The following is a 26,921-nucleotide window of genomic DNA, read 5'->3' as shown; positions in this document are numbered from 1 at the left end:
AGTGAAGTCTATTTCTCAGTTTAAAATTCAGGCTAAAACGAGAAGTTAATGCTTGACCTGTGATCGTTAAGTTTCAGTCTTTTGGTTTTAAATAGTGACGAAGTGAGCGCGGATCGGTATGTCCGGTTCTGGCCATGATGTACAAGTGATCTTTATTATTTTCATGCAGTTGTGTTACGCAGCCACTGCGCAAACTGTGGGCACCATAAAATTTGGCGGGCAGTCCTGCTTTAGTACAATATTTTTTAATGATGCGATAAATATCATCGCCGGTAAGGAAACCACTATTTTTATTCAGTAATGAACTAGATCCGCAATGTCGGTCTTTCATTTGATACGGACGTAAATTTTTTCCATCACGGGAAAGCGATCTAAATAAATGTCCGTCTTCAATATTGGCTAACGATAACCAATTTTTCACGGCGTCGAGTGCTGCAAAGGGTTCATGGTCTGGCAGGTCTTTCCATTCCCGTTGGCCTTGCTGATTACTCTTCGAATAGGGCAGGCGCACTTTTAATTTGTTACGCAGAAAACTGACATACTGAACTTTTATATCTGCCAGTTCAGAACGACGAAACCCACCTTGTAATCCTAATTGAATAATCGCTTTGTCCCGCGCTCGGGTTAATGGCTGCACTTGTTCATCGATAGCTTGGATCAACATTTCCACTTCATCATACATAATGGGTTGTTGATCATAGTCACTCACATGGCGAGATTGATTTCTGCTCAAACCGCGCATTACTCTGATCACCAGTGGATGTTCGGTGGGCGAATGAAATCCCGCTTGAATATGATGGTAGCGAATTGCTGCCAACCTTGTGGTTAATGTTTGCTTTGAAAGTTGAACGCCAGTGCTTTCTTGGATCAATTCTTTTTGATGACCAATAAATGAAATGACGCTTCGTGGATCTGCGGGCAGGGCCTGAAGTTGGTGCTCGGCACAATAACGGCTAAATACACTAAAGCTCGTATTATAAACACGGCGAGTGTTCACTGAAATTTCGTATTCAGTTTCTTCGGCGGCGCTTAAATAATCACTTCGAACAGATTGTGGTAGGAAAGACTCTTCAAAAAAACGTGGCTGTTCAGCACGGTTATTATGGTGATGATCTGAGCCAGTCGCTCTTTCATTCGATATATTGGCGTTATTTTGAGCATTACTATTTGTCCGGATCATTTTAGACATGCCGTTGAAGTCACCTGATATCGAATTAAGAAGGCGTAATTATACGCAAATCATAGCTATATCTACCAGTGATAATCGTCATTATCACTGGTAGAGTGCTTATTTTTTTAAATAATCCTCTTTTATTAGAGGAGGGTGCATGAAATAACATTTAGTTGGATTGTTTAGTTTAAAAAACAGACAAGATAAACCTATTCTGACAATGGTGATTAATCAAGCGGATGTAAAAATAAAGGCAATAATAGTATGAAATTCGTACTTTCTATATGCGATGGTTTCTAGCTTGGTTAGCCACAGATGCACAATTTTAAAGAATGGTTTAACCATTTTATTGGTTTACATGAATGGTATGCCCTAAACTAGAGTTGTGTGTTGGACGAAATTTAAGCTAATAACGACAACCGCTTATCAGGTTCTTAGCCTGTTATGAGTTGAGCTATTTCTGCCTAAGGCAAAATGAAGCATAAGGAATCGATTCACAACCAATAAAATGGTTGAACCATATATTAATACTTATCGATTTGTACTAGCATGAGGTCCCATTTATTTCATCCGCATTAAACGCGTGCTTAACTAAAGAAACGTATTTATGGAACCGCAAGCTTGGATATATCAACAAGACAAACCGACAGCAGGGAGAAAATTATTATTGCTTGAGGAAGCAGAATTAATTTTTGCCTTACCCTTAATTTATCGCCTTATCAATCCTGAAGCTGTGGCATCTAAGCCAGATTGGTTTTGTGACGCTGAGTCACAAACGGTTTCCTATACTGAGTTGGTGACACAATTAAATGAATTGGTCCGATTACGTAAAAAGACACAGCGACTCGACAACGAGCTTAAGAATGTAAACAAAATGCTCAATCAGTATTTTACTGATTTGGGTTGGCGCATGGTTCGTAAAGAGCTATCTCAAATAAAAAAGCGTCAGAAAAAATCTCATATAGAGGTAAGTAGGGATATTATTCAGAGATTAAAGCGTTATATGGAGACACAAAAGTTAGACAGTTTTGATCAGGCGATTGATAACTTATTGTCAGAGCATGATGCCGATAACTTACAAAACCATTTGCTGCATCCAGATGACAATATGAGTGTCGACGATATGCTTGATGAATGATCTCGAGCTTATCTAGTCCTGAAATAAAATGGGCAGAGTTAAGTTTTGTAGACCTTTATTTTGACGTCGCAATATCGCCTAAAATGGATTTGTTAATAATCGCTTAAATGAGCAAGTAAGCCGTGACTTATCTGTGCAGACACGTAAAATTGCTGTTAAGTTTAAAGGGATTTTTTAAGTTTAAGACTTGGTAACATGGGGCATCAGAAATGAGTGTAAGCATTGAAAATGATAGGAAAATTGCTGTCCTGTGCCGAATTGAGCCTGGCTGTCTCGGACCAGATGGTGTGGATCATATTGAGGCTTTTTGTGCTTTGGCCCAGAAAGCGATGCAACATTTCGACGTCGATGTTGGCACTTGGTTGCTGATCCCAAGATACGATAAAACCTTGGAAGAGATGCAATACAGTGTTGCCAATAAATTACTTTCCCGCGAACAAGCGACTAAATATCTTGTCTCTATCGGACGTGATATTGATAGTTTTGAAGAAAGATTTCAGGATAAACTCACCTCGCTAATTAATTTATACCTTGCGAGAAAACCTTAAACGGAATACTGCATGTTGCCGAGATTAACCTAAGCTCTAGCCTCGGCGCTTAAATTATCCATCGCTCATTTTTTAAAGCCGTTTTTATTTTCGCATTCAAGTTTTTATAAGAATAGCCAATTACTTCTTATAAAATCAATAGATTAACTGTCACACTTTATCTGCGGCATCATGGTTTTCAACCGATAAATTCAGCTCCGAAACTCAGTTGTCGGTAATTAACTCCGTAAAGTACCTCAAAATTTGCTAGACTAGTCGACTCACTTAATGCTGAATCTTTTTCTTGCGGTATACCCGAATTTTTTGGGTGGTAAGGATGAGTGTAAAGGACGGTTGATGTTCAATCCCATTCCAGAAACCAATCCATACATTAGTTTGTTGCAGCAGGATTTCGGGTTTTCTGAATTTCGGCCTGGCCAAGCGCAAACGATAACACAACTGTTGGCGGGGAAGTCGAGTTTAGCGATTTTTCCGACGGGTTCTGGTAAATCCCTTTGTTATCAATTTACAGCATTGCAGTTACCCCATTTGAGTTTAGTGATTTCGCCTTTACTCGCCTTGATGAAAGATCAGCTGGAATTTTTACAATCTAAGGGAATTCATGCGGCCAGCATAGATTCAACCTTAAGCGCCGAGCAGAGTCAGCAAGTGATGGCAGATGCGCGCTCTGGCAAGCTGAAAATCTTGATGGTGTCGGTGGAGCGTTTCAAAAATGAACGTTTTCGGCAATTTATTCAATCGGTTCCGCTGTCCATGCTGGTCGTCGATGAGGCGCATTGTATTTCAGAGTGGGGCCATAATTTTCGGCCCGATTATCTTAAATTGCCCGACTATCGGCGTGAGCTTGAGATTCCATTGGTACTGTTATTGACGGCCACAGCGACACGTAAAGTGAAACTGGATATGGCCAAGCGCTTTGATATTGCGCCTGAACACATAGTGCAAACGGGATTTTATCGACCCAATTTAGATTTGACTGTTCTGCCTGTATCAACGCAAGAGAAGAATGCCTTACTGGTACAGCAGATTGCATCTTTCTCAGGTGCCGGCATTGTGTATGTAACTTTGCAGCAAACCGCCGAAACGGTCGCACGACTCTTGATCCAACAAGGTATCGTCGCCAGTGCCTATCATGCTGGGTTTGAAGATGAAAAACGTCAACAAATTCAAAATGATTTTATGCAGGATAAGCTGCAAGTGGTGGTAGCAACCATCGCTTTTGGCATGGGAATCGATAAGAGCAATATTCGTTTTGTGATCCACTACGATTTGCCTAAATCTATTGAAAACTACAGCCAAGAAATCGGCAGAGCTGGACGTGATGGTGCGTTATCCCATTGTGTCACCTTGGCCAATCTTGACGGGCTCAATACCGTTGAGAATTTTGTGTATGGCGATACGCCAGAGCGAGAAGGTATAGCACAAGTCATTGAGGCTATTCGACTTGAACAAGATTCCGGTCAGTGGGAATGTCAGCTCAATGGCGTGTCGACGGCGAGTAATATTCGCCAGTTACCGTTAAAAACGTTACTTGTGCAGCTAGAAATTTTAGGTGTGGTTAAGCCGTTATTCGCTTACTACGCTGACGTTAATTACAAGTTTTTGGTCGACAAACACGCTATTCTGAGCCGATTTAATCCCGAGCGGCAGGCGTTTTTGACACAGATTTTTAATCATACGCAGATGAAGAAAATATGGGGCGCGTTAGATTTTGATGCCTTGTACAGTGCGACGGGTCATGAGCGCAGCCGCGTGTTAGCCGCGCTGGAATATTTAGCTGAACATCAGTTGATTGAATTAGAAACTAAACGAATTACTGATGTGTATCGGGTGGATGTTGCCGCATTAGCGCGTCCCGAACTCATCGATGAGCTATACCATTATTTTATCGATAAAGAGCAGAAAGAAATTGCGCGAATCGCGCAGTTAGTCCGCTTTTTTGAACTTGAGACGTGCTTAAGCCACAATTTATCCCGTTATTTTGATGATAATGAGACGCCAGCGGTCTGCGGTCATTGCAGTGTTTGCCGCGGCAATATTGCTAAGTTGCGCTATTCGACGGAACCAACTTGGCCGACAGATCAGCAGATATTGGCTGATTTGCGTGAGTTGAAACATCATTTAACGGCTAAAGGCATTGATGCTTTGTCACTCGATACCTATTGTCGTTGCCTTGCAGGCATGTCGGTGCCTTTGGTGAGTCGTTTTCAAGTGCGTAAGTTAAGTGGCTTCGGCCGCTGTGAAAAATTGAGATATGCTGAAATTAAACAGAAAGTTGAGTCACTGTTGTCGCAACTAGATGATAAAAGAGTTGAACATGAATAAGGCCGTAAAAAAGATGTTAGCCACCCATGAACATTTAGTTCACTCTGAAGGTGTGACTGTGGTTTCCCATATGCAAAGGGAAAAGGCAGAGTGGGTACAACATACTGTTATGATTGAAGATTGTGATGTACCGTTTAAATTTAGACGGGTGAAAAAATATCGTAATCTGCAAGGGCAAAAGATCAATGTCATCTATTACCCAGAGACAGAAACTGTGGCGGGTTTTGAGATAGAAATCATGCAGGTCGTTAGAATTAAACGATTCTAGTTAATGTTCTTCGAGTCTTTGCTTTTATCAATCAGCAAAGACTCGAAGCGCATTCGATTGATGACTCGAGCGTTAAAATCGTGCTACTTACTTGGAATATTGATAGGTTGAATCCACTTTCCACGTTCTGAAACGCAGTTCAGCGCCTTCTGGTAGATAAAAAACCTTAGGTAAGCGACTGTCGTAGCGCATTTTTAGTTCCCCCGGAATACGTACAAAAGCCTCTTTCTTCGCCAGTTCGAAACAGGCCATCATAGTGCTCGGCCCTTCAGCGATTTCATCCACTTGATAGTAGTTATAACCCCAACCTTGTACTGTCAGTTCCTTTAATTCCCCGTTTAATCCATGCTTATTGCAATCGACCATTTGAGTCTGGCCAATTTGGATTTCGATCATGTAATCATCTTCGTTTTCTAACTTAGGCAAACTCAAAATGTGCTGCACCATACCGGCCGCCGGAGCAGGGAACATCTTAGTCGCTTCCTGTGCGCTGTAATCTTTTGGGTCAAAACGTTGAATGCTGATCATAGGCGCATCTAATCCTGTTGGGTGTGGCGGGCTGACTGCCGCAGCATTGAATGACAATAATGCAAATGCAAGGGGAACAGCGCTAACGCTAAATAAGGTCTTCAATTTCATCTTGTTTCTCCTAATCGAACTGAATGGATGTCGACAAGTTTGTCGTTGTTCTGTCCCTATAAACGCGGCAGAGATAAAAAAGGGTTAAGTTATTCAATAAAAAATCGATGTTTACTCAAATAATTTTTATCCACCTGAATAATAAGGGTTAATTTTGCTTTTAAATGACTTATTTCGTTAAGTTCGCTACTATTTCAATTCTTTGCTGTGGCGATTTAATGACTCATAGCATGCGAAAAATATACGAAACAGCCTAGATAAAAACCTTAAAACTTGGATTTCAACTCGTTCTGAAAAACCGATTCTGAGTCTTTCTACAACTGCGTAAGGCTGCAATAAAGCCAATCTTACTCTGCTGAATCAGCTGTTTTCACACATAAATCAAACGCTAATCCATTAAACTTTGCCTGATATCCTTTGCCTAGTCTAGCTGCCTATCTTAATTCACATATCTGCGTCTCGACTGATGACAGTAATACATGTGAATTATGGGGATCCACATGCATGTTTAAAAGTTTGAAAACGGTATATCTTGATAAATAGTTAATTTGATCTTCATATATTTTGATTTTCAAACTATAATTCTGGCAACACGTTTTTTATCATTGATAGCGATGGACATGGAGTAGGAATTACACAATGAAATCAACAGCAGTCGAGCAAGCGACAGGGCATCAAGCTTCAGCCCACCGCCAAGGGCACTCACTCGCCCAATGGCAACACTCACATGAGTTTTCGAGTCAGAACCGCGATGGCGAAAAAAACACACGCTATGTACTGTATTTAACTGTGATCACTATGGTGGCAGAAATTGCTGCCGGAACCATTTACGGTTCTATGGCATTGCTCGCCGACGGTTGGCACATGGGCACCCATGCCGCGGCCTTTATGATCACACTGTTTGCCTATTCCTATGCCCGTAAACACGCTAACGATCCCGCCTTTGCCTTTGGCACAGGTAAGGTCAGTGTGCTTGGCGGTTACACCAGTGCAATAGCCTTAGGTTTAGTGGCATTGGTGATGTTGATTGAATCGGGAATGCGGCTGATTAGTCCTGAGCAAATTCATTTCAACGAAGCTATTTTTGTGGCCGTTATTGGTTTAAGCGTCAATATACTGAGTGTGTTTTTACTTAAAGATCATCATACCCACGACCATGGGCACGCTCATGGTCATAGTCACGGTCATGGACATGATCATAGTCACGACCATGAACATGATCATGAAGACGAACATGCTCACGCGCATGATAACAGCCAAGCACACACCCATGACGATCATGCCCATACAGCGCATTCACATGATGCGGATCCGTACCATGACTCACATGCACACGATGAAAGTCATCATGATCAAAGCCATTGCCAACATGAACAGGATCACCAACATGCTGCAGAGCATGAGCATGAGCATGAGCATGAGCATGAGCATGAGCATGAGCATGAGCATGAGCACAAGAGCCAGAAGGCCCACGGTAGCCATGATCACAACCTACGCGCGGCCTATTTTCACGTACTAGCCGATGCGTTAACGTCAGTGCTTGCCATCGCTGCCTTGTTGTTTGGTAAATACATGGGACTAACTTGGCTCGACCCGATTATGGGGATTGTCGGCGCTGTGATTATCAGCCGTTGGTCTTGGGGACTCATTCAGCAAACCAGTCCTATTTTGCTGGACGGCGGCGTTAAAGCATCATTACAACGTAAAGTCACACAAACCATTGAAGCTGTAACGGATCATCAAGTGGCCGATTTACATCTTTGGCGAGTGAGCGCCGATCACCATGCTATTATGGTGTCCATCGTGTCCCATTCACCAAAAGATGTCAGTTATTTTAATCAGTTACTGTCACAATTTCCTGAGTTGGCCCATATCACCATCGAACTCCATACTTGCCGTCAGCGCGAGTGTATGGCTAAGGAAGCCTAATGACTGTTGAACATCATCATTCATCAAACCTACATTCAAGTGAGCCACATTCGACTGCTCACTCAACAGCTGGATATTCAACGGCCGCACATTCAACAGATCATGCATTAAATCATGTGATTATTGAATTTTACGAAAAGCTGTCGTCTTGGGAGCACGCCATTGTACGTGACAAAGGTTTTAGTCTGTCGCAGGTGCACACGATTGAGTTACTTGGCGTGCACGGCGCTATGCGGATGAAGGAACTGGCGGACAAGATTGGTGTCACGACCGGCACATTAACGGTTCAAATCGATAAAATGGTAGAGGCACAGTGGGTCGTGCGACGCCCCCATGAAACCGATCGCCGTTCGATTCTGGTGGAGTTAACTGAGAAGGGCCAAGCCTTGTTCCTTGAACATGATGCTTTGCATCTACAACTCACCACAGATCTCACCGCAAAAATGAGCAGTGAGGAACGAATCGTGCTGCTTCATTTGCTGTCACGCATGAATAACGAGTTTTAATTTACCTTACGTCATCGACTAAAAAGCGTCCCTCGTGGACGCTTTTTTATAGCACGATATCTTTAAAAACGCGATTCATTCTAGATTAATCATCTGCTATTACAGTACCTTACCTTTTGTTACATTCTTGTTGGATTAATAGTTGAACTGGATATTAATTAAGGTAATGTAAGGGCAGAACTCAAGATGGACTTTGTATAAAAGGAATAGAATGAATAATAAATTACTGCCTTGGTGCATTGCAGGAGTGCTCGGAATGAGCGGTCAACTTCACGCAGAAGAAGATAAATATATTTGGTTGGAAGATGTTGAAGGCGCTAAGCCTATGGAATGGGTGAAAACCCAAAATGCCGCATCGGCCGCCGAAATTAAAGCCTTCAAAGGTTTTGATACCTTAGTGGCGAATAGCCTCGCCATCCTGAACGATAAAGAACGCATTCCCTACGCCACCCATATTGGCGACAAGTTATATAACTTTTGGAAGGATGACACCCATGTGCGCGGCATTTACCGTCGCACCACAATGGAAGAATATGCCAAGGCCGATCCTAAATGGGAAACCGTGCTCGATATCGATGCCTTAGGTAAAGCCGAAGCCGTTAATTGGGTATTTAAGGATATTAGCTGTCAATATCCCGAAAATGAGCGCTGTTTTGTCTCATTGTCTCGCGGCGGTGCCGATGCGGTGGAAGTGCGTGAATTTAATCTCAACACAAAATCCTTTGTTGCTGCCAAAGATAAGCCATTCTTTTTAAAAGAAGCCAAATCGAGCCTGAGCTGGATAGATAAAGATCACGCCTTTGTCGGTACTGATTTTGGTGATGGTCAAAGCATGACGGATTCGGGATATCCCCGGGGCGTTAAACTGTGGCAACGCGGCACGCCACTTGACCAAGCTAAGCCAGTTTTCACCGGCGACAAGGCTTCAGTTGCAGTCTCTGGCTGGGTGTTATTCGATGATAAAACTCCGCTGAGTTTAGTGACCGAGGCGCATACCTTCTATACCGCCAGCCAATATGTGTACCAAGACGGTAAACTCATTGGATTGCCTTTACCGCAAGATGCAGAGATTAAAGGTTATTTCAAAGGTAAGTTATTCATTGAGTTAAAGAGTGATTTAACCAATCAAGACGGTAACTTTAAGCAAGGCGCGGTCGTGTATGCCGATGTGGCGGATCTCATCGCCCAAAAAGCCAAGTTCAGTTTATTTGTGAGCCCGACTCAAACCGCATCGATTGCGCAGCTCAGTTTTAGCAAGAGTGCAATTTTCGTTAATTGGCTCGATAACGTGAAAAGCAAATTAGTGCGTTATGAGCAAGACGAAAAAGGCGCTTGGCAGAGCACTCACGTACCGTTTGAAGCGAATGGCGCCTTGACTGTAATGGACGTTGAGCAAGACAGTGATGATTTCTTCGTGAATTACACTAGTTTTCTTGAGCCTTCAAGTCTCTACACTGTGAATGCCAAAACCTTAAATCCAAAGAAAATTAAAGGTATGCCGCAACAGTTTGCTGCGGACAAGTTTAAAACTGAGCAATATTTTGCGACGTCTAAAGATGGCACTAAAGTACCGTACTTTGTGGTGATGGCTAAGGATCTTAAGTTAGATGGCACTCATCCCACGCTACTTTACGGTTACGGCGGGTTTGAAGTGTCGCTGCGTCCTTCTTATTCGGCCACCATTGGTAAGAACTGGTTGGAGCAGGGCGGCGTCTATGTGTTATCCAACATTCGTGGCGGTGGCGAATACGGCCCTGCTTGGCATCAAGCGGCATTAAAGCAGAATCGACATAAAGCCTATGAAGATTTCGAGGCTATTGCTGAAGATTTAATTGCCCGTAAAATCACCTCAAGCAAACATTTAGGCATCCAAGGCGGCAGCAACGGCGGCCTGTTAATGGGCGCGGCATTTACCCGCAGACCAGATCTTTATAATGCTGTCGTGTGTCAAGTGCCTCTGCTTGATATGTTTAGATTCAATAAGTTGCTAGCGGGTGCTAGCTGGATGGGCGAATACGGTAACCCTGATATTCCAGAAGAATGGGCGTACATTAAAACCTACTCGCCTTATCATAACCTGCATAAAGACGTGCATTATCCAAAGGTCTTTTTCACCACTTCTACCCGTGACGACAGGGTTCACCCAGGTCACGCCCGTAAGATGGTCGCTAAGATGAAAGACATGGGGATTGATGTGTTGTACTACGAAAATATTGAAGGTGGCCACGCCGGCGCTGCAGATAATAATCAAGCTGCGGAACTTAATTCAATGGCGTTTGCCTACTTATTACAGCAGTTACGATAATCACCGCAGGGTTAACATGAATGTTAATTCGTTGGTGATAAAACCGAGCAAGGCCCTAATAGGTTGGGGAGCAAAAAACGGTCGAACTCATTGAGGTTCGGCCGTTTTTTTAAGTTTGTTTTTAAAATGTGAGCATTAACCACAGATAATTTGAGCCATTACCAAGAGCTTGCTACTATGGCAAAAAATTTGACTGTTACAGCCTAAGATTACCTTAAGAATATTAAGTTAGTCTCGACAAACAACTAATTTGAGTGAGAGCTATCAGTGCTAGCAAGATTTAAGACTCTATCGGTGAATCGATTCACTTTTATCACAGCGTTATTTTACGTTTGTATCTTCAATATCCCACTATTCGGCATCATTAAAAAAGGCATCGAAAAACAACCGGATGTCGATCCTATCTTCATCGCCACTATGCCGTTGTTTTTAGCCTTTGCCCTCAGCTTTGTGTTTTCCTTATTTACGGTGAAGTACCTCGTTAAGCCGTTTTTCATCATACTCACCTTGTTGTCATCGAGTGTGTTCTTCGCCGCCTATCAATACAATGTCGTGTTTGATTACGGCATGATAGAAAACACCTTTCAAACCAATCATGCTGAAGCGCTGATGTATGTGAATTTCGCTTCGATAATGAATATGTTACTGACAGGGATTTTACCTGCGTGCCTTATCTATAAGGCCGATATTCAGTACCAGCCTTTTTTCAAAGAGTTACTACATAAAGTGCTGTTTATGCTGGCGATGTTGGCGGGACTCGGCATTATTGCTTTCTTTTATTTCCAAGATTACGCCGCCTTTGGCCGCAACAACGACGAGCTAAAACGTTATATCGTGCCGACGTATTTTATTGGCGCTGTGTCTAAGTACATTAATGTGCACTACTTACAAACGCCGATTGAATATCAGCCACTGGGTCTCGATGCTAAAAATGTCAGTGCCAACCCTAATGGTAAACCTAACTTATTAGTGCTTGTGGTCGGTGAAACTGCGCGTTCGATGAGTTATCAGTATTATGGTTATGACAAGCCAACCAACGCCCATACCCAAGATCAAGGCTTGATTGTCTTTAAAGATACCAGTTCATGTGGCACGGCAACGGCTGTTTCTCTTCCTTGCATGTTCTCGCGCATGGGACGGGAAGATTACGATTCACGCCGGGCCTATGCTCAAGATACTGCGGTAGATGTGTTGAATCATGGCGGGATTAAAGTGCAATGGTTTGATAACGACTCTGGCTGTAAAGGCGTGTGCGATCAAGTTGAAAACATTACAATTGATTTGAACAGCGATCCTGAGTTGTGTACTGGCCAATATTGTTTCGACCAAGTGTTACTCAACAAATTAGATGAAACCTTGGCCACTGCAGAACGCAAAGATACTGTGATTGTCCTGCATGTGATTGGTAGCCATGGACCGACGTATTTCTTACGTTATCCACCGGAGCACCGTAAGTTCACACCGGATTGTCAGCGCAGCGATATCCAAAACTGTAGCCCAGATGAGCTGATGAACACCTACGACAACACCATTTTGTATACTGACTACATCATCAGCGAAGTGGTGAAAAAGTTACAAGATCAGCAAGATAAATTTGATCCAGCCATGTTGTATCTCAGCGACCACGGCGAGTCTTTAGGTGAGAAGGGCATGTATTTACATGGCGCACCTTACAGCATTGCGCCAATCGAACAGACGAGTATTCCTATGCTTGCTTGGGTATCTGAGGATTTCAGTAAAGATAACCACTTAGACATGGCTTGTTTAGCTGAGCACGCGGCGAAGGGCGGTTTCTCCCATGACAATTTATTCGACAGTCTTTTAGGCCTAATGAATGTCAAGACCGAGGTATATCAGCCTAAGTTAGATATCTTTGCCAGTTGCCGAGGTTAATCAACCCATTAACTCGTCAATATTGAGTCGCTAACATTATCGTGCGACTCAATGTTATCTTGTGACTAAGTATGATCTACTGACCACAAGTTATTGAGTGATACCTCGTTAGTTTGTCTTAGTCGATCCAAGTTCGAACTTCAAAGAGGATGGCAACATCCTCTTTTCTTTTGCTCCCTATCATAATAATTGATTTCTCCCATATCCAAATCGAAGTACTTGAGTTAACTTAATGCATACAAAAACATAACAAGTCTATGGTTCGCGATTTATGCCTTCTACTGCAGAAAATAAAGAGCTTGATTCTGCCGCGCAAATTTTGCGTTTGGCCGTACCGCAAATGTCTGCCCTCGATATCCCCGTTACACCTGAAAACTACACTGTTTGGTATGAATATTTTGCAGGGACAAATCTCGATTTAAACCGTGCGATTGATGGCTTTCTGGCAAATTCGGTCTCTTTTACCAAGGAGGTCAACACCAGCCTGTATAAGAACTTTATTCAAGAAAAGTCACCCGAAGTGATTGAAAATGTGCAGATTGAAACGCAAATCCTGATCAATAGTTTGTTAAGTAAAATCAGCCAGTTGAGTCAAGGCACCGCGGCGTTTTCAGGTTCATTAGCTGAGTTCGGTTTACGCCTACAGACAAATCCCGACATTAATACCTTAAAAGAGCTGGTTGATGGTGTAGTCGATGAAATGCAGATGCTACTCATCAACAACCGTGAGATGGAGCAAAGCCTGTGCACCATGGGCCAAGAAGTGCAAAATCTTAAATCGGAAATGGAAAACCTGAGCCTAGCAGCGATGACAGACCAATTAACCTCGCTGCACAATCGCCGTGCCTACGAACTGAGCATTCAAGATCAAATCTACCTCTCCCAAGATCACCAAACCCGTTGCAGCCTTTTGCTAATCGATATCGATAATTTTAAAGCTTTTAATGATACCTATGGCCATTTAACCGGCGATAAAGTGTTGGCCTATGTCGCATTAGCCTTAAAACAATGTGTGCGAGGGGATGACTTTGTGGCGCGCTATGGCGGCGAAGAATTCGTGGTGGTGTTACCGAATACCCATTTTCACGATGCATTACAAGTGGCTGAGAATTTGCGGGAACGTATTTCTGAGCGCCGCTTAACCATAGGAAAAGACAAAAAACTTTCTCTTGGCGCGATTACTGTTTCTATTGGTCTGGCTTCATTACAGCAAGGCGACGATGCAGAAACTCTATTCAGTCGCGCCGACAAAGCGCTGTATCAAGCGAAGGCCGAAGGCCGTAACTGCGTGAGAGGATAAATAGATAGGGGATTTGCGGCTGAGTTTTGCTGGTTCAGTTACCATAAACAGGTTAATTTTGCTGCGTTTATTCAGCCAATGGTGCACGGCCTAGGCTCATTACCCATACTCTTCTCAAGCATCCTGACATTTTAAGTGATTAATCGATAAGACTAAGTTACATAAAAATTGAACTATGTAGTTGTACTATGGATTTCAGCAGATGTGATAAAAAAACGCCGCAAATCATTGCGGCATTTTTGTCAGTTTGGATAGCCGCTATTTATCACTGGGCGGTTTTAAATCCATATGCATTTTGATCAAATGCTCCTCCATGTCGAAGCTCACTTTAAAACCGAGACTCTTGGCAAGGCTGGCCATATTGCGATTCTCGAACATGGTAAAGCCGGTGAGCACAGGCGTGTCGTTAGCTTGGTAATACTTAATCAGTTTTTCGAGCAACAACTTACCTAAACCTATACCTTGATGATCGCCGCGCACTGCCATGGCAAACTCGGCCTCGGTATTGTCGGGGTCGATGGAAGCCCGTACTGCACCTAAGGTGATGTCATCCCCATCGGGGCCTTTGGCGGTGGCGATAAAGGCCATCTCACGGGCGTAATCGATTTGGGTTAATACTGCCATTTCCTCATGGGTCATTTTCGAGCGCACCCCAAAATAGCGTTTGTATCTGTCTTCATCGGATAACGAATTATCAAAGGCCAAATGCTTGGGTTCATCTTCGGGCAGAATCGGCCTTAGCATCACCTTAAGACCGTTTTTAAGCTCGGCAACTTCTTCTAATTCTTTCGGATACGGCATGATGGCCATGCGCGATGAACTGTCGGCATTGGCATCGTGCAAACGGATATTCACATCGAGCAGCGTGATGTTTTCACCCGCGGCTAATACTGGGTTTAAATCCAACGAAGCGATTTCGGGACAATCGATGATGATGTGGGATATTTGCGTTAGCATCACACACAGGGCATTCATGTCTAAACCGAGCGGTAAATGCCTGTCCTTCAACTTATGGGTCTTTAACGCTTGGATCACCATGTAACGCGCCAGTGCCATATTCAGTGGCGGCAGGGCAACGGCGGCGTCATTGGTAGGGTCCCATTCAGAACCGCCTTCACCCAAACAAATTGCCGGACCAAAGACAGGATCGCTTATCACGGCAACACGGATTTCCTGTGCGCCAGCGGTCAACGCCATCTTTTGCACTATCATGCCTTCGATAATGGCTTCGGGATTGGCTTGATGCACCCTTTGGGTAATCGCACTCGCGGCGTGGCGGATATCTTCGGCCGAGGTTAAATTGAGCATCACCCCGTGCACATCGGACTTATGCAAGATGTTCGGAGACTGCACTTTTAACGCTAAGGGATAGCCCGCTTCATTAGCGATGGCGACGGCTTCATCGGCATCTTTCACAAACCAAGTATCTATAGTGTTCAGCCCATAGGCGCGCAAAATAGGGCTGGCCTCATGGGTTTCGAGTACCGATTTACCTTTCGCTTGAGCCGCTTGCAGTAATGTGCGCGCCGTGTGGCTATCGGTAGGAATATTGTCGGGGATCGATTGCGGTACTTCTTGCAGCAGTTTTTGGTTACGGCGGTATTCAACCATATGCATAAAAGCACCCACGGCGCCTTCGGGCGTACGATAGGTGGATATGCCGCCCTTAGTGAAGCGTTTTCGCGCCTGATAGGCTGAGTCTTCGCCGCTCCAGTTGGTCAAAATATTAAGGCGGTTCTTTTTCGGATGCGCGTGGATCACGCTAATCAAGGCATCGGCGATTTCAACGCTTTCACCGAGCGCCGAAGGTGAGTGTAATACCAAAATGGCATCCAGCTCATTGGAATCCATCAAGATAGTCAAGGCTTTAGCATATCGTGACGCGTTCGCATCACCAATAATATCGATGGGATTTTGCCTTGACCAAGTATTAGGTAACACCGCCTCTAATTTGGCTATGGTGTCATCTGACAATTCTGCCAGTTTACCGCCGCGCATAATAAGTTCATCCACCGCTAACACCGCGGGGCCGCCACCATTACTGATAATCCCTAAGCGTTCACCTTGCAGCGGATTGGAATGCGCAAGGCTTTCAACCGCGGCAAACAGTTCAATTAAGTCGTTAACCCGCAGCATACCCGCACGGCGAAATGCCGCTTCATACACGGCATCGTTACCGCCAACGCCGCCCGTATGTAATTTTGCGGCGCGGGCCCCTTCGGCGCTGCGGCCAGATTTAATCACCAAAATCGGTTTATTGCGTGAGGCGGCTCGGGCAGCGGAGAGAAAATGGCGTTTCTCATTCACAGAATCGATATAAAGCATGATGGCACTGGTGCGACTGTCGCGACCAAGGTAATCGAGCAATTCGTCAAAGTTAATGTCGGTGGCATCGCCCAGAGAGATAAAGGACGAAAAGCCAATACCTTTGTTATTAGCCCAATCGAGTACTGTTGTACAAATGGCGGCCGATTGAGACACGAAGGCAATTTTACCCGGTAGGGCACTGGCATGGGCCAAACTGGCGTTTAATCCCAATGGCGGCAGCAACATACCTAAGCTATTTGGCCCCAGAATACGCATCCCGTAACGCTTGGCATTTTGCATGGTTAGGTCGAGCAGACTCACGCCATCTTCGTTAAATTCCTGCGCCATGCCCGACGCCATAATTATCGCCACTTTACAGCCAAATTGCGCCAGGGTTTCAACGATGGCGGGCACACGGCAAGCGCGGGTACAGATAACGGCTAAATCGGGTTTGATGGGTAACGCTTCAATATTGGGATAGGCGAGCACCCCCATCACAGCCCGATATTTAGGGGTGACTGGCATGATAGGACCCGAAAAACCACTGGAGAGCAGGTTTTTCATCAGCACATTACCCGCGCGTTTCTCGGTATTCGAAGCGCCGATAATGGCAACGGAAGTCGGTTTAAATAAGGAGTGTAATGTACGTTGACTCATAAGCGATTCCATCCCAATCAATGACGCTTCCAGTGTAACCTAGGGTATGAGTACTGCACAGTTAAGTTTCGGGTTCTATAAAGGCAAGTTTATTAGCAAATCATGAATTTACAGCAATTTATTGAAGATTTGCGTCCAATACTGAGGATTTCTAACGGGATAACTGCATTTTCCGCATTGCGACACGTAACAATGTGAAAAATTTCACTTTCATGTTTGAAAATTGCTCAGTACCAAGCTACTTTTTAATCACTGTACAATTATTGTGAAATACATATGACATACAAGGATGGGGTCGTTGCAGTGAGTGCGGCAGGCATTGGATATCTGCTTAGCTTAATGACATTCTGGGCTATGGGGCCGATTATTTCCGTGTTGATTATGTTGCTGTGGCAATCTTTTCAGCACAAGCAAATACAATCAGTTCAACAGCATGATGATAAGTCCTCAAACACCCATCTTGCCGCCGATTGGCAAGCCCACGTCAATCTGTATCAAGAAACGATCACCACACTCAACAGTTGTGAATCTAACATTGATAGCGTGCTGACAGTGCAGGGCGATGCGGTCAATTTGCTAAGCGAATCGTTCGATGGCTTAGGGCGGTTGATGACAGAGCAAACTGGGTTTATTTCAGATCTCGTAAAAAGTGCCGACGATGATGAGTTATTCCATTCAGATCAAATGAAGCAATTTGCCAATAATACCTCGATGACGTTAGAGCGCTTTATTCAAACCACAGTAGATATGTCAGCATCGACCATGGAGTTGTTGGAAAAAGTGAATCTCATCTACGAGGCCATGCCCCAAGCAATGAAAGCCTTACAGGATATAGACCAAATCTCTTCCCAGACCAATTTACTCGCCTTAAATGCGGCAATTGAAGCGGCGAGAGCGGGCGATGCGGGCAGAGGATTTGCGGTTGTGGCCGATGAGGTACGTGCTTTATCTACTCGAAGCTCAGGCTTTAGTGAAGGTATACAAAAACAGCTTAGATCGATTCAAACTCAGATTGAACAATTAACCGTACACGTGAGTAAAGTTGCCGCTCAAGATATGACTTATATCATAGATGCAAAGAAGGATATTGATACTGCACTTAAACATATTATTGTCAAAGCAGAGAAGGATTCTCATGTTATCGCACGCATAGATTCATCGGCACATGACCTCGAACAAGCCATCTCAGATACGATTCGAGGCTTGCAGTTCAGTGATATCACTTCCCAAAGTCTGATTTACACCAACCAATCCTTAAGTCATTTAAAAGAGTCCCTCAATCGTGTCGCCACTATGTCGCAACAGGAGTTTGGCATTCAAGGTGATGACATTTCGACACAAATGAGTCGCCGGCGTCAGGAGACACACAATCCCGTATCAAGGGATCAAATTACCTGTGGTGAAATTGAACTCTTTTAAATAGGGATATCACAATGTCAAATATTCAAACGATTCCATTGCCAGAACGATTTGATTTCTATTATCACAAAACATTTACGTACAGCTATCAAAGCATCATTAAACTGGAAGGGATTAATCATATTATTCTCGATTTTAGCCGAGTGCTTTATTTGGACAGTTCCGCTTTAGGTATGATGGTACTACTACATCGTAAGGCACAGGAGCTACATATTTCGACCTCTATTAAAGGTGCACATGGTCAAGCCGAGGAAATACTCAACATTGCTAACATGCAGAAACTCTACATTATAGAGAATTGCTAGTCATGAAATCATTAATAGCAAAGAAGAACTATATATTAGTCATCGATGACGATGTCATGATGAGCCAGACAATTAGTGACTTTATTCATGAGAAAGGTTACCACGTCATTGTCTGTAATAATATTGAGGAAGCTTTATCAGAATTATCACAATATAAGATTGACCTTATGCTGATTAATTTTTGGCAGCCAGATGGTACAGCTCTAATTTTACTTGAACATTTAAATGAAGAAAAAATAACTACTCCAGTCATAGTGATCAGCAATACTAAGGAACATCAGTCCGTATTAGAATGTTTTCGAATGGGCGTATTAGATTTTGTTGTTAAGCCAATTAACCTTGAGATATTTTGGTATAAAGTCGAGTGCTTATTAACTCGGGTTAAGTTACAGCATGAAGTTAAGCTACAAAGAGTTGAACTTGAAAAAATGCTGTATGAGAAAGCCAGAGAAGAAAAAATGGCTAGGAACTTATTCGAGCACTTAGTCAATATTGATAATACCCAATTCGAGTTTGTTCGTACTTTCTGCCAAGCAAGTGCCAATTTTAGTGGTGACATAATCCTTAAAGGGTTAGCTCCTAATGGCAATTTTTTCCTTATGCTTGCAGATTCAACGGGCCACGGATTAAGTGCAGCAATGCCAATTATGCGTGTTGCAAGTACATTTAGAGCCATGGTTTCAAAGGGGTTTTCTTTAGCAACGCTAATATATGAACTGAACTCAAAAGTACATAGAGAAAATCCTGATGATCGCTTTGTTGCTTGTATTGTTTTAGAAGTCGATTTTTATCGGAAAAAAATACATATTTGGAACGGCGGCATGCCACCCGTATATATCAAAAACCATCTTGAAACTGAAACAGCCTCAGACCATTATCCTGTAAAAAATATCATAAAATTCAAATCAACAAACATGGCTCTTGGCATTTTGCCTCCCCAAACCTTCGTGGCGGATATTGCTACGGTTGATTTACCCGTTGTCGGTCATGCCTGTTTATTTAGTGATGGATTAATTGAACAATACACTAATGAAAACAAACCATTCGGCATTGAAACTTTAAACTCATTATTTATTCAACACGCGAGTGAGCTTATCCCATACTTAACAGAAAACTTTAAAAACGTTTTCGATGGTAAGCCTATAACGGATGATATTACAGTATGCACATTAGACTTTGAACGATTGAGTGAGTGGCATCAACAGTATGATATCTGCCTTGTTCGGTCAAATATGGATGGCGAATTTGATTGGGAGGTCAAACTCGCTGGGCCTATGTTGTTAAGTGCTGAATATTTGAATTCTTTGAATCAATTCTTAGGTATGTTTGGATTTGCGACAAGTTTTTGCCAAAGGGTTTTTACAGTGGTTGCCGAACTATTTAGTAATGCTATAGACCATGGTGTACTAAAATTAGATTCTCGGCTAAAAAGTGATCCGGATGGTTTCGAACTGTACCATAGTATTAGAGACAGTTCTTCAGCACGACTCACAATGAATGATTGGGTAAAAGTGAGTTTAGTTTGGTGTTCCATAACGAATGAGTTGCACATATGTGTGGCAGATAGTGGTCAAGGATTTAAGGGGTATAAAAATAAAGTTGTAGATATCCCTCAGCTTTCTGGACGAGGACTCTCACTGGTGAAAACATTATCTAAGACCTACGAATTAGTATCACCAGGAAATATAACGAAAGTCATAATGGAATAGCGCATGAGTAAAAAAATATTAGTGGTTGATGATTCCGCTGCGATTCGACAAATGGTCGAAGCGACCCTTAAATCGGCTAACTACCAAGTGGTACTGGCCAAAGATGGCCGTGAAGCCCTTGATCTTTGTAATGGGCAAAAATTTGATTTTATCCTGACGGATCAAAATATGCCGCGAATGGATGGACTGACCTTAATTAAATCCTTACGTGCTATGTCGGCATTTATGCGCACTCCGATCATTATGCTCACGACGGAAGCGGGCGATGACATGAAGGCGCAAGGAAAAGCGGCAGGTGCGACGGGATGGATGGTAAAACCCTTTGATCCTCAAAAGCTGTTAGCGATTACGGCTAAAGTGCTGGGTTAACTGCAACGGGGTGCGCTATGTCCATCAATATGGCCGAGTTCCATCAGGTCTTTTTTGAAGAAAGTCATGAACATCTTGAAAATATGGAACAATTGCTATTGGCATTGGACCTTGCTTCTCCCGATCCTGAAGAACTGAACACGATTTTCCGTGCTGCCCACTCGATTAAAGGTGGCAGTGGTATTTTTGGTTTTACCGCACTGACCAGTGTCACCCATGTGATGGAAAACCTGCTGGACATGACCCGCAAGGGCAACTTCCAACTCACCTCATCGATTATCGATTTACTGCTGAGTACCGTTGATACGCTATCCCATATATTGAGCCTGTACCGCGAAGAAGAACAAATTGATTGGCAGGAGGTGGAGTACAGTAAAAGTCAGCTGGTCGCAGCGTTAAATGGCGAGTCTTTTAGCTCATCGGTTGCAGTACGCAATGGCACTGATATCGCTAACACTCCTGTGACTCCAACTCTCAATGCAGAGCCTTCTGCACTAGTGGAAACCGAGGATGAGCTGGGTTTTGGATTTTTCGAAGATGAAATGGAGCGCGATATTGTTATCGAAGGTGAAGACTTTGGATTTTTTGAAGAGGCTTATCAAGCTGAGGATATTAGCGTTGAGAGTTTAACATCTGAGGTTAGTGTCAGTGTTAATAGTACCGCAGAGCAGTTAGTTACTGCCTCTGATGATGAATTGGGTTTTGGCTTTTTTGAGGCATTAACCCCTGAATCCTTCGCCAATGAAATCGAGTTACTGAGCTCAAAGCCAGTGGAACCTGCGGCAGCTAAACCTGCCACAAATCGAGCGAATCAAGTTAAGGTGACCGCTAATACTCAAGCAAAACGTAGCATATTTAAAGAGAAGGAAACAGATCCCAAAGCACCGCCAGCTACCAGCGTGTCTGCAAGTACAACAGTAGCACCAAGCTCAACCGCAGCACTCAATCCAGCCATTACGCCAAAAAATACTCAAGTTGAGGTGAAAGCAGCGACTAAAAAAACCGCCGCGTCAGCTCCGGATGCCACCTTAAGGGTCGAAACCTCCAAAATCGATACTCTTGTCAATCTGGCAGGCGAATTGGTCATAACTCAGTCTATGTTGACTCTGATTGGGAATGAGTTGACTGGCGAGATAGGCGAGCGGCTTAAGACTGCACTCAATGAATTGGAACGTAATACTCGCGAAATGCAAGAGGCAGTGATGTCGGTGCGTATGCTGCCGGTATCTTTTGTGTTTAACCGTTTCAATCGATTGGTGAGGGATCTTTCTGAGCAACTGGGTAAAAACGTCAATCTCGTGATTGAAGGCGGTAACACAGAAATTGATAAGGGCATGATAGAAAAGCTTGTCGATCCGCTGACCCACTTAGTGCGCAATAGCTTAGATCATGGCATCGAAAAACCCGACATTCGTTTGGCAGCAGGTAAAGCAGAAATTGGGCAACTTTTTCTCAAAGCGAGTCAACGTGGCGGCAGCATAGTCATTGCTGTGTACGATGATGGCGCAGGTTTAAGTCGTGAGCGTATTATCCAAAAGGCGAAAGAGAATGGTATTGCTATCGCAGAGAATGCAAGCGACAAGCAAGTCTGGCAATTGATTTTTGCAGCAGGGTTTTCAACCGCGCAGGAAGTGACTGACGTGTCTGGTCGAGGTGTCGGTATGGACGTGGTGCGCCGAAATATTGAAGCCCTAGGAGGGAGAATCGATATCGACTCTGTGCAGGGTAAAGGCGCGACCTTTGAGATCCAATTGCCGCTCACCCTTGCGATTGTCGATGGTATGAGTGTGTCTGTTGGCAATCAGATCTACATTTTGCCCTTAGTACACATTATAGAATCCATTCAGCCGCAAACCGAACAACTCAAATTTCTAGCCAAAGAAAGACTCTTAAAAGTGCGTGAAGAGTACTTACCTCTACTTAATCTTCATCAACTGATGGAGATTGAGCCAAAGGCCAGCACGCCAGAAGAGGGCATAGTGGTATTGCTCGAAAGCAACCACAAGCGCTTTGGCCTGTGCGTTGATGCCTTAGTTGGCCAGCAGCAAGTCGTGATCAAGAGTCTTGAAAAACATTACCGCAGGATCCCCGGAGTTTCCGGCGCCACCATCATGGGTGATGGTAGCGTTGCTTTGATCCTCGATGTCGAATCGCTTGCATTGCACATCAAAAATTAAGGAACAGCAAATGGAGAGTCGATCAACCATGGCCGCCAAAGTGGAATACAGTTCCCAAGATGAGGTGGAGTTTTTGAGCTTTGTATTGGGTGATGAGCACTATGCCCTCGATATTATGTCCGTGAAAGAAATTCGCGGTTATGAGCCAGTCACTAAAATCGCCAACGCCCCTAACTTTATTAAAGGAGTGTTAAATCTGCGCGGTGACATAGTACCCATAGTCGATTTACGGATGAAGTTTGCTGTTGGAGCAGCCACTTATAACGAGTTCACTATCGTTATTATGCTCAACGTGTTCGAGCGCATTGTTGGCATAGTGGTCGATGCCGTATCCGATGTGATTAAGTTGTCGACGGAGGAAATCTTACCCGCACCAGAATTTGGGGTGGCATTCGATAGTCGCTACCTCAAAGGCTTAGCCACGGTTGAAGATAAGATGGTAATTCTGGTAAATATTCAGGCTCTGATCAGCAGTGATGAGCTGGGTCTAATTGATGCAAATAGTCTGACTGATCAGGAGCAATGATAATGGGTATCTTTAATATATTTGGAAATGCTGAAGCAAGCCTAGAAAAGGATGAAGAACGTCAGCGCTATTTTCAGTTGCTAGATAACAGTGGCAACAGTTTCATGATTGCTGACAGTCAGCGCAATATCATCTATGCGAATAAAGCCGTCGTCCGTTTGCTGCAAGAGGCCGAGGACGATATTCGTAAAGAATTACCTCAATTCTCGGTTGCCAAACTGATCGGCAGTAATATCGATATTTTCCATAAAAATCCAGCGCATCAACGCAATCTGTTAGAGCGTTTGACTCAGTCCCATACTGCACAAATCACCATTGGCAAACGTACCTTTAGGTTGATTTTGACGCCGATTATCACGGCTGAAAATAAACATTTAGGCACAGGTGTCGAGTGGATAGATCGCACCGAAAGTATTGAAGCCGAGCGAGCAACTCAGCGCATTATGGAAGCGCTCAATAATACCAGTACCAACGTCATGATCGCCGATGCTAACCGTACCATCATTTATATGAATCGCTCGGTCGAAGCCATGTTACGCCAGTCGGAGCACGAAATTAGGCAGGCTTTACCGCATTTTTCCGTGGATAAAATCCTCGGCAGCTCGATGGATATCTTCCATCGCAATCCAGCCCACCAAGCGAGTTTACTCGATAAATTAGACCGTAAATATGAATCGCTGATTAAGGTGGCCAGTTGCCATTTCCGTTTAACCGCCAGTCCAATAGTGTCAAAAGAAGGCGAGCGCTTAGGGACAGTGGTTGAATGGCTCGATCGCACCATTGAAGTGCAAACCGAGCAAGAGATTTCCCGCATTGTGACCGCAGCAGCTGCGGGTGATTTCTCCCAAAGGGCGGACACCGAAGGCAAGCAAGGTTTCTTCCTGATGCTGGCGAACAACTTAAATTCGTTAATTGAAACCTCGGACCGTGGACTGCAAGATGTGGCGCGCGTACTGATGGCGCTGGCGGATGGCGATCTGACTACCCGCATTTATAACGATTATGAAGGCACGTTTAATGATTTGAAAAATTACTCAAATCAAACCGCTGAAAAGCTATCTTTTATGATCCAAGATATTCAGCGAGCGGCGGATACCATTAATACCGCCTCAGCAGAAATTGCCCAAGGCAACGCAGATTTATCCAGCCGCACCGAAGAGCAAGCTTCGAGCCTAGAAGAAACCTCCGCCAGCATGGAGGAACTCACAGGTACAGTGAAACTCAATGCGGATAACGCCAGCCAAGCCAATGCCTTAGCATCTAAAGCCGCTGAAGTGGCGGTGGACGGTGGTGAGCTTATCCAGCAAGTCGTACAGACCATGGCATCGATTAATGAATCGGCGCGTAAGATTGCCGACATCATTGGTGTTATTGATGGTATTGCATTCCAAACCAACATCTTAGCGCTTAATGCCGCCGTTGAAGCCGCGCGGGCGGGTGAGCAAGGACGCGGCTTTGCAGTAGTCGCATCAGAAGTACGCAGCTTAGCCCAACGCTCGGCCAATGCCGCTAAAGATATCAAGGCATTGATCTCGGATTCTGTCACTAAGATCGAAAGCGGCAACAGCCTTGTCGGTAAGTCGGGCGATACCATGAAAGAAATCGTCATCGCCATTAAACGGGTGAACGACATCATGGCGGAGATTGCCTCAGCGTCCAATGAACAAGCACTTGGCATTGATGAGATCAGCAAAGCTGTGGTGCAAATGGATGAAATGACCCAGCAAAATGCTGCCTTGGTTGAAGAAGCGGCCGCTGCAGCTGAAAGCATGCAATCTCAAGCGCAACAATTATCAGACAGTGTTGCCAGCTTCCGCGTAGATGACGATGAACAGCCGCATGTTGTTCAGCCAACAAAGAAGAAAAAGCTTACGGTAAACACCACCTCGCTGACGGTTGCTCGTATGCCCGTTAAAGCAAAAATGCCCATGTCAAAATTGAAAAAAGTGGATCAAGATGAATGGGAAGAATTTTAATTGAGCGAGCTTAAATCGTTGGAGCGGGAGTTTGCCTATACCACGGCGCACTTTAATACCGCGCGGACGACGCTGTATCGGTTTTCAGGTATTAAACTTGCCGATAGCAAGGATGCTATGGTGTACAGCCGTTTAGTGCGGCGGATCCGGACACTGAAATTGTCCGGTTTTTCAGCGTACTTTGACTATCTGCTCGCACAGGAAAGTGAACACCAAGAATTTATTAACGCATTAACCACCAATCAGACGGCATTTTTTAGGGAGCCACATCATTTCGAGATACTCAGGAATTACTTATTGGAACATCCTGATACGAAAAGAATTTGGTGCGCTGCCAGTAGTACGGGTGAAGAGCCTTATTCGATAGCTATGGTAGTGGCAGAACACTTTGGCAACTTTAATACCCCCATTGAGATCATTGCCTCCGATATCGATAGTGGCGTACTGCATAAAGCCGAACAAGGTATTTATCCCCTAGAAAGAATTGAAGCGATCAGTGAGATACGTAAAAAACGATTCTTCCATCGAGGAAAAGGAGCTCAGTTTGGTAATGCCAGAGTTGTGCCAGAGCTAAGGCAGATGATCCAGTTCACCCGCATCAATTTACTCGATTCATTTTGGCCGTTAAAAACGCCAATCGATGTGATTTTTTGCCGTAATGTGATGATTTATTTTGATAAAGAAACTCAGGAAGTCATTTTAAAGCACATGATGAACTCCCTGAGTGAGGATGGACTTTATATTGCGGGACATTCGGAAAATTTTAATATGTTTCCGCAGATTATAACGGCGGTTGGACAGACCACTTATCGAGCAGCGAAAGGGAGTTCGAGTGCTAAAACCTAATATCGAATATGCCGTTACAGAGCCGAATCGCTACCATGATAGTCATTTTGGTTGCGATGCGGTGAAGATCTTACCCGGCGAATATTTTGCCACCCGTGAAAATACCATGATAGTGACTGTGCTTGGCTCCTGCGTGTCAGTGTGCTTGTATGATCCTAAGCTCAAAATCGGCGGGATGAATCACTTTCTATTACCAAGCGATAACAGTAATAGCACTGGGGTGCTCGCCGACTCTGCCCGCTACGGTGTGTATGCAATGGAACTGTTATTAAATGACTTACTAAAACTCGGTGCACGTCGAAGCGCAATTGAGGCAAAGGTATTTGGTGGCGGCAACATGTTGCAAGGTTTTACACTTCATAACATTGGTGAGCGTAATGCTGAGTTTGTAATTGAATATCTTAATACGGAAAATATCCCGATTATTGCCGCCGATTTACTCGATGTGTATCCGCGCAAAGTGTATTTTTTCCCCCATACGGGCAAAGTGAAAGTTCGCAAAATTAAAAGTTTGCACAACAGCACGATCCTTGACCGAGAAAGCGAGTATCGCTTACGGGTTCGTAATCTCCCCACGGGCGGCGACGTTGAACTATTTGGTGATTAAG

At 44.0% G+C, this 26,921-nt stretch carries 21 protein-coding genes; 18 read left to right on the top strand and 3 right to left on the bottom strand.

The features are described 5' to 3' along the window. Positions 1-73 precede the first annotated feature (73 nt). Positions 74-1,189: a tyrosine-type recombinase/integrase gene (locus tag KV201_RS04575; RefSeq protein ID WP_226058649.1), complete on the bottom strand. Its 1,116-nt coding sequence runs from the start codon at positions 1,187-1,189 to the stop codon at positions 74-76. A 589-nt stretch (positions 1,190-1,778) separates the two neighbouring features. On the opposite strand from KV201_RS04575, the gene KV201_RS04570 reads away from it, so the two are divergent. The 4 genes from KV201_RS04570 (at position 1,779) to KV201_RS04555 (ending at position 5,450) form a co-directional block, all read left to right on the top strand. After that, positions 1,779-2,309: a hypothetical protein gene (locus KV201_RS04570; protein ID WP_226058648.1), complete on the top strand. Its 531-nt coding sequence runs from the start codon at positions 1,779-1,781 to the stop codon at positions 2,307-2,309. 209 nt (positions 2,310-2,518) lie between these two features. Beyond that, entirely contained in the window at positions 2,519-2,857 is a 339-nt protein-coding gene (locus KV201_RS04565; RefSeq protein WP_006081701.1) for a hypothetical protein, read from the top strand. Between the two features lie 336 nt (positions 2,858-3,193). Beyond that, positions 3,194-5,182, top strand: a complete 1,989-nt coding sequence (locus tag KV201_RS04560; protein WP_226058647.1) for an ATP-dependent DNA helicase RecQ — start codon at positions 3,194-3,196, stop codon at positions 5,180-5,182. Continuing rightward, positions 5,175-5,450 (top strand): hypothetical protein, encoded by a 276-nt coding sequence (locus tag KV201_RS04555; protein WP_006081699.1) that lies wholly within the window; start codon positions 5,175-5,177, stop codon positions 5,448-5,450. The genes KV201_RS04560 and KV201_RS04555 overlap by 8 nt, the downstream gene beginning before the upstream one ends. Before the next feature lie 87 nt (positions 5,451-5,537). On the opposite strand, the gene eco is transcribed toward KV201_RS04555, so the two are convergent. Next, positions 5,538-6,089, bottom strand: coding sequence for a serine protease inhibitor ecotin (gene eco, locus KV201_RS04550; protein ID WP_107404558.1), 552 nt, complete (start codon positions 6,087-6,089; stop codon positions 5,538-5,540). Positions 6,090-6,728: 639 nt separating this feature from the next. Here eco and KV201_RS04545 point away from each other — a divergent pair. From KV201_RS04545 to KV201_RS04525, 5 genes are all read left to right on the top strand, one after another. Further along, complete coding sequence (locus KV201_RS04545; RefSeq protein WP_226058646.1) at positions 6,729-8,018, top strand: cation diffusion facilitator family transporter; 1,290 nt, start codon at positions 6,729-6,731, stop codon at positions 8,016-8,018. Beyond that, entirely contained in the window at positions 8,018-8,524 is a 507-nt protein-coding gene (locus KV201_RS04540) for a MarR family winged helix-turn-helix transcriptional regulator (RefSeq protein WP_226058645.1), read from the top strand. Before KV201_RS04545 ends, KV201_RS04540 begins: the two co-directional genes overlap by 1 nt. 211 nt (positions 8,525-8,735) lie before the next feature. Beyond that, positions 8,736-10,829, top strand: a complete 2,094-nt coding sequence (locus KV201_RS04535) for a prolyl oligopeptidase family protein (RefSeq protein WP_226058644.1) — start codon at positions 8,736-8,738, stop codon at positions 10,827-10,829. A 267-nt stretch (positions 10,830-11,096) separates the two neighbouring features. Beyond that, the gene (locus tag KV201_RS04530) at positions 11,097-12,722 is read left to right on the top strand and encodes a phosphoethanolamine transferase (RefSeq protein WP_226058643.1); all 1,626 of its coding nucleotides are present in this window, start codon (positions 11,097-11,099) and stop codon (positions 12,720-12,722) included. 271 nt (positions 12,723-12,993) lie between these two features. Next, a complete protein-coding gene (locus tag KV201_RS04525; protein WP_226058642.1) occupies positions 12,994-14,022 on the top strand; it encodes a GGDEF domain-containing protein in 1,029 nt (342 codons plus the stop codon). A gap of 258 nt (positions 14,023-14,280) precedes the next feature. Here the strand turns inward: KV201_RS04525 and KV201_RS04520 are convergent, their stop codons facing one another. After that, positions 14,281-16,986 carry an acetate--CoA ligase family protein gene (locus tag KV201_RS04520; RefSeq protein ID WP_087486481.1) on the bottom strand — a complete coding sequence of 902 codons (2,706 nt, stop codon included), beginning with the start codon at positions 16,984-16,986 and terminating at the stop codon, positions 14,281-14,283. Positions 16,987-17,262: 276 nt separating this feature from the next. On the opposite strand from KV201_RS04520, the gene KV201_RS04515 reads away from it, so the two are divergent. The 9 genes from KV201_RS04515 to cheD are packed head-to-tail and all read left to right on the top strand — an operon-like array spanning position 17,263 to position 26,920. Then, positions 17,263-18,405, top strand: coding sequence for a methyl-accepting chemotaxis protein (locus tag KV201_RS04515; RefSeq protein ID WP_226058641.1), 1,143 nt, complete (start codon positions 17,263-17,265; stop codon positions 18,403-18,405). Between the two features lie 14 nt (positions 18,406-18,419). Then, positions 18,420-18,710: an STAS domain-containing protein gene (locus KV201_RS04510; protein ID WP_011846801.1), complete on the top strand. Its 291-nt coding sequence runs from the start codon at positions 18,420-18,422 to the stop codon at positions 18,708-18,710. A 2-nt stretch (positions 18,711-18,712) separates the two neighbouring features. Next, positions 18,713-20,419, top strand: coding sequence for a fused response regulator/phosphatase (locus tag KV201_RS04505; protein WP_226058640.1), 1,707 nt, complete (start codon positions 18,713-18,715; stop codon positions 20,417-20,419). A gap of 3 nt (positions 20,420-20,422) precedes the next feature. Beyond that, on the top strand, positions 20,423-20,788 hold the full coding sequence (locus KV201_RS04500; RefSeq protein ID WP_226058639.1) for a response regulator: 366 nt from the start codon (positions 20,423-20,425) through the stop codon (positions 20,786-20,788). A gap of 17 nt (positions 20,789-20,805) precedes the next feature. Further along, a complete protein-coding gene (locus KV201_RS04495) occupies positions 20,806-22,965 on the top strand; it encodes a chemotaxis protein CheA (RefSeq protein WP_226058638.1) in 2,160 nt (719 codons plus the stop codon). Between the two features lie 10 nt (positions 22,966-22,975). Beyond that, the gene (locus KV201_RS04490) at positions 22,976-23,491 is read left to right on the top strand and encodes a chemotaxis protein CheW (protein ID WP_226058637.1); all 516 of its coding nucleotides are present in this window, start codon (positions 22,976-22,978) and stop codon (positions 23,489-23,491) included. A 2-nt stretch (positions 23,492-23,493) separates the two neighbouring features. Continuing rightward, positions 23,494-25,467 (top strand): methyl-accepting chemotaxis protein, encoded by a 1,974-nt coding sequence (locus KV201_RS04485; protein ID WP_226058636.1) that lies wholly within the window; start codon positions 23,494-23,496, stop codon positions 25,465-25,467. After that, positions 25,468-26,313 (top strand): CheR family methyltransferase, encoded by an 846-nt coding sequence (locus KV201_RS04480; protein ID WP_226058635.1) that lies wholly within the window; start codon positions 25,468-25,470, stop codon positions 26,311-26,313. Further along, on the top strand, positions 26,300-26,920 hold the full coding sequence (gene cheD / locus KV201_RS04475; protein ID WP_011846809.1) for a chemoreceptor glutamine deamidase CheD: 621 nt from the start codon (positions 26,300-26,302) through the stop codon (positions 26,918-26,920). The genes KV201_RS04480 and cheD overlap by 14 nt, the downstream gene beginning before the upstream one ends. The last annotated feature ends 1 nt before the right edge of the window (position 26,921 follow it).

Origin of the sequence: Shewanella sp. SR1 (assembly GCF_020447145.1) — a bacterium.
In the GTDB taxonomy this organism is placed as follows: domain Bacteria; phylum Pseudomonadota; class Gammaproteobacteria; order Enterobacterales; family Shewanellaceae; genus Shewanella; species Shewanella baltica.
This window is presented reverse-complemented; position numbering and strand designations above follow the sequence as displayed.

Coding starts and splice junctions, on each gene's coding strand:
- KV201_RS04545 (WP_226058646.1), top strand. CDS start 6,729: ATGAAATCAACAGCAGTCGAGCAAGCGACAGGGCATCAAGCTTCAGCC.
- KV201_RS04565 (WP_006081701.1), top strand. CDS start 2,519: ATGAGTGTAAGCATTGAAAATGATAGGAAAATTGCTGTCCTGTGCCGA.
- KV201_RS04540 (WP_226058645.1), top strand. CDS start 8,018: ATGACTGTTGAACATCATCATTCATCAAACCTACATTCAAGTGAGCCA.
- KV201_RS04495 (WP_226058638.1), top strand. CDS start 20,806: ATGTCCATCAATATGGCCGAGTTCCATCAGGTCTTTTTTGAAGAAAGT.
- KV201_RS04555 (WP_006081699.1), top strand. CDS start 5,175: ATGAATAAGGCCGTAAAAAAGATGTTAGCCACCCATGAACATTTAGTT.
- eco (WP_107404558.1), bottom strand. CDS start 6,089: ATGAAATTGAAGACCTTATTTAGCGTTAGCGCTGTTCCCCTTGCATTT.
- KV201_RS04490 (WP_226058637.1), top strand. CDS start 22,976: ATGGAGAGTCGATCAACCATGGCCGCCAAAGTGGAATACAGTTCCCAA.
- KV201_RS04525 (WP_226058642.1), top strand. CDS start 12,994: ATGCCTTCTACTGCAGAAAATAAAGAGCTTGATTCTGCCGCGCAAATT.
- KV201_RS04485 (WP_226058636.1), top strand. CDS start 23,494: ATGGGTATCTTTAATATATTTGGAAATGCTGAAGCAAGCCTAGAAAAG.
- KV201_RS04535 (WP_226058644.1), top strand. CDS start 8,736: ATGAATAATAAATTACTGCCTTGGTGCATTGCAGGAGTGCTCGGAATG.
- KV201_RS04500 (WP_226058639.1), top strand. CDS start 20,423: ATGAGTAAAAAAATATTAGTGGTTGATGATTCCGCTGCGATTCGACAA.
- KV201_RS04515 (WP_226058641.1), top strand. CDS start 17,263: ATGACATACAAGGATGGGGTCGTTGCAGTGAGTGCGGCAGGCATTGGA.
- KV201_RS04560 (WP_226058647.1), top strand. CDS start 3,194: ATGTTCAATCCCATTCCAGAAACCAATCCATACATTAGTTTGTTGCAG.
- KV201_RS04520 (WP_087486481.1), bottom strand. CDS start 16,986: ATGAGTCAACGTACATTACACTCCTTATTTAAACCGACTTCCGTTGCC.
- KV201_RS04505 (WP_226058640.1), top strand. CDS start 18,713: ATGAAATCATTAATAGCAAAGAAGAACTATATATTAGTCATCGATGAC.
- KV201_RS04575 (WP_226058649.1), bottom strand. CDS start 1,189: ATGTCTAAAATGATCCGGACAAATAGTAATGCTCAAAATAACGCCAAT.
- KV201_RS04570 (WP_226058648.1), top strand. CDS start 1,779: ATGGAACCGCAAGCTTGGATATATCAACAAGACAAACCGACAGCAGGG.
- KV201_RS04510 (WP_011846801.1), top strand. CDS start 18,420: ATGTCAAATATTCAAACGATTCCATTGCCAGAACGATTTGATTTCTAT.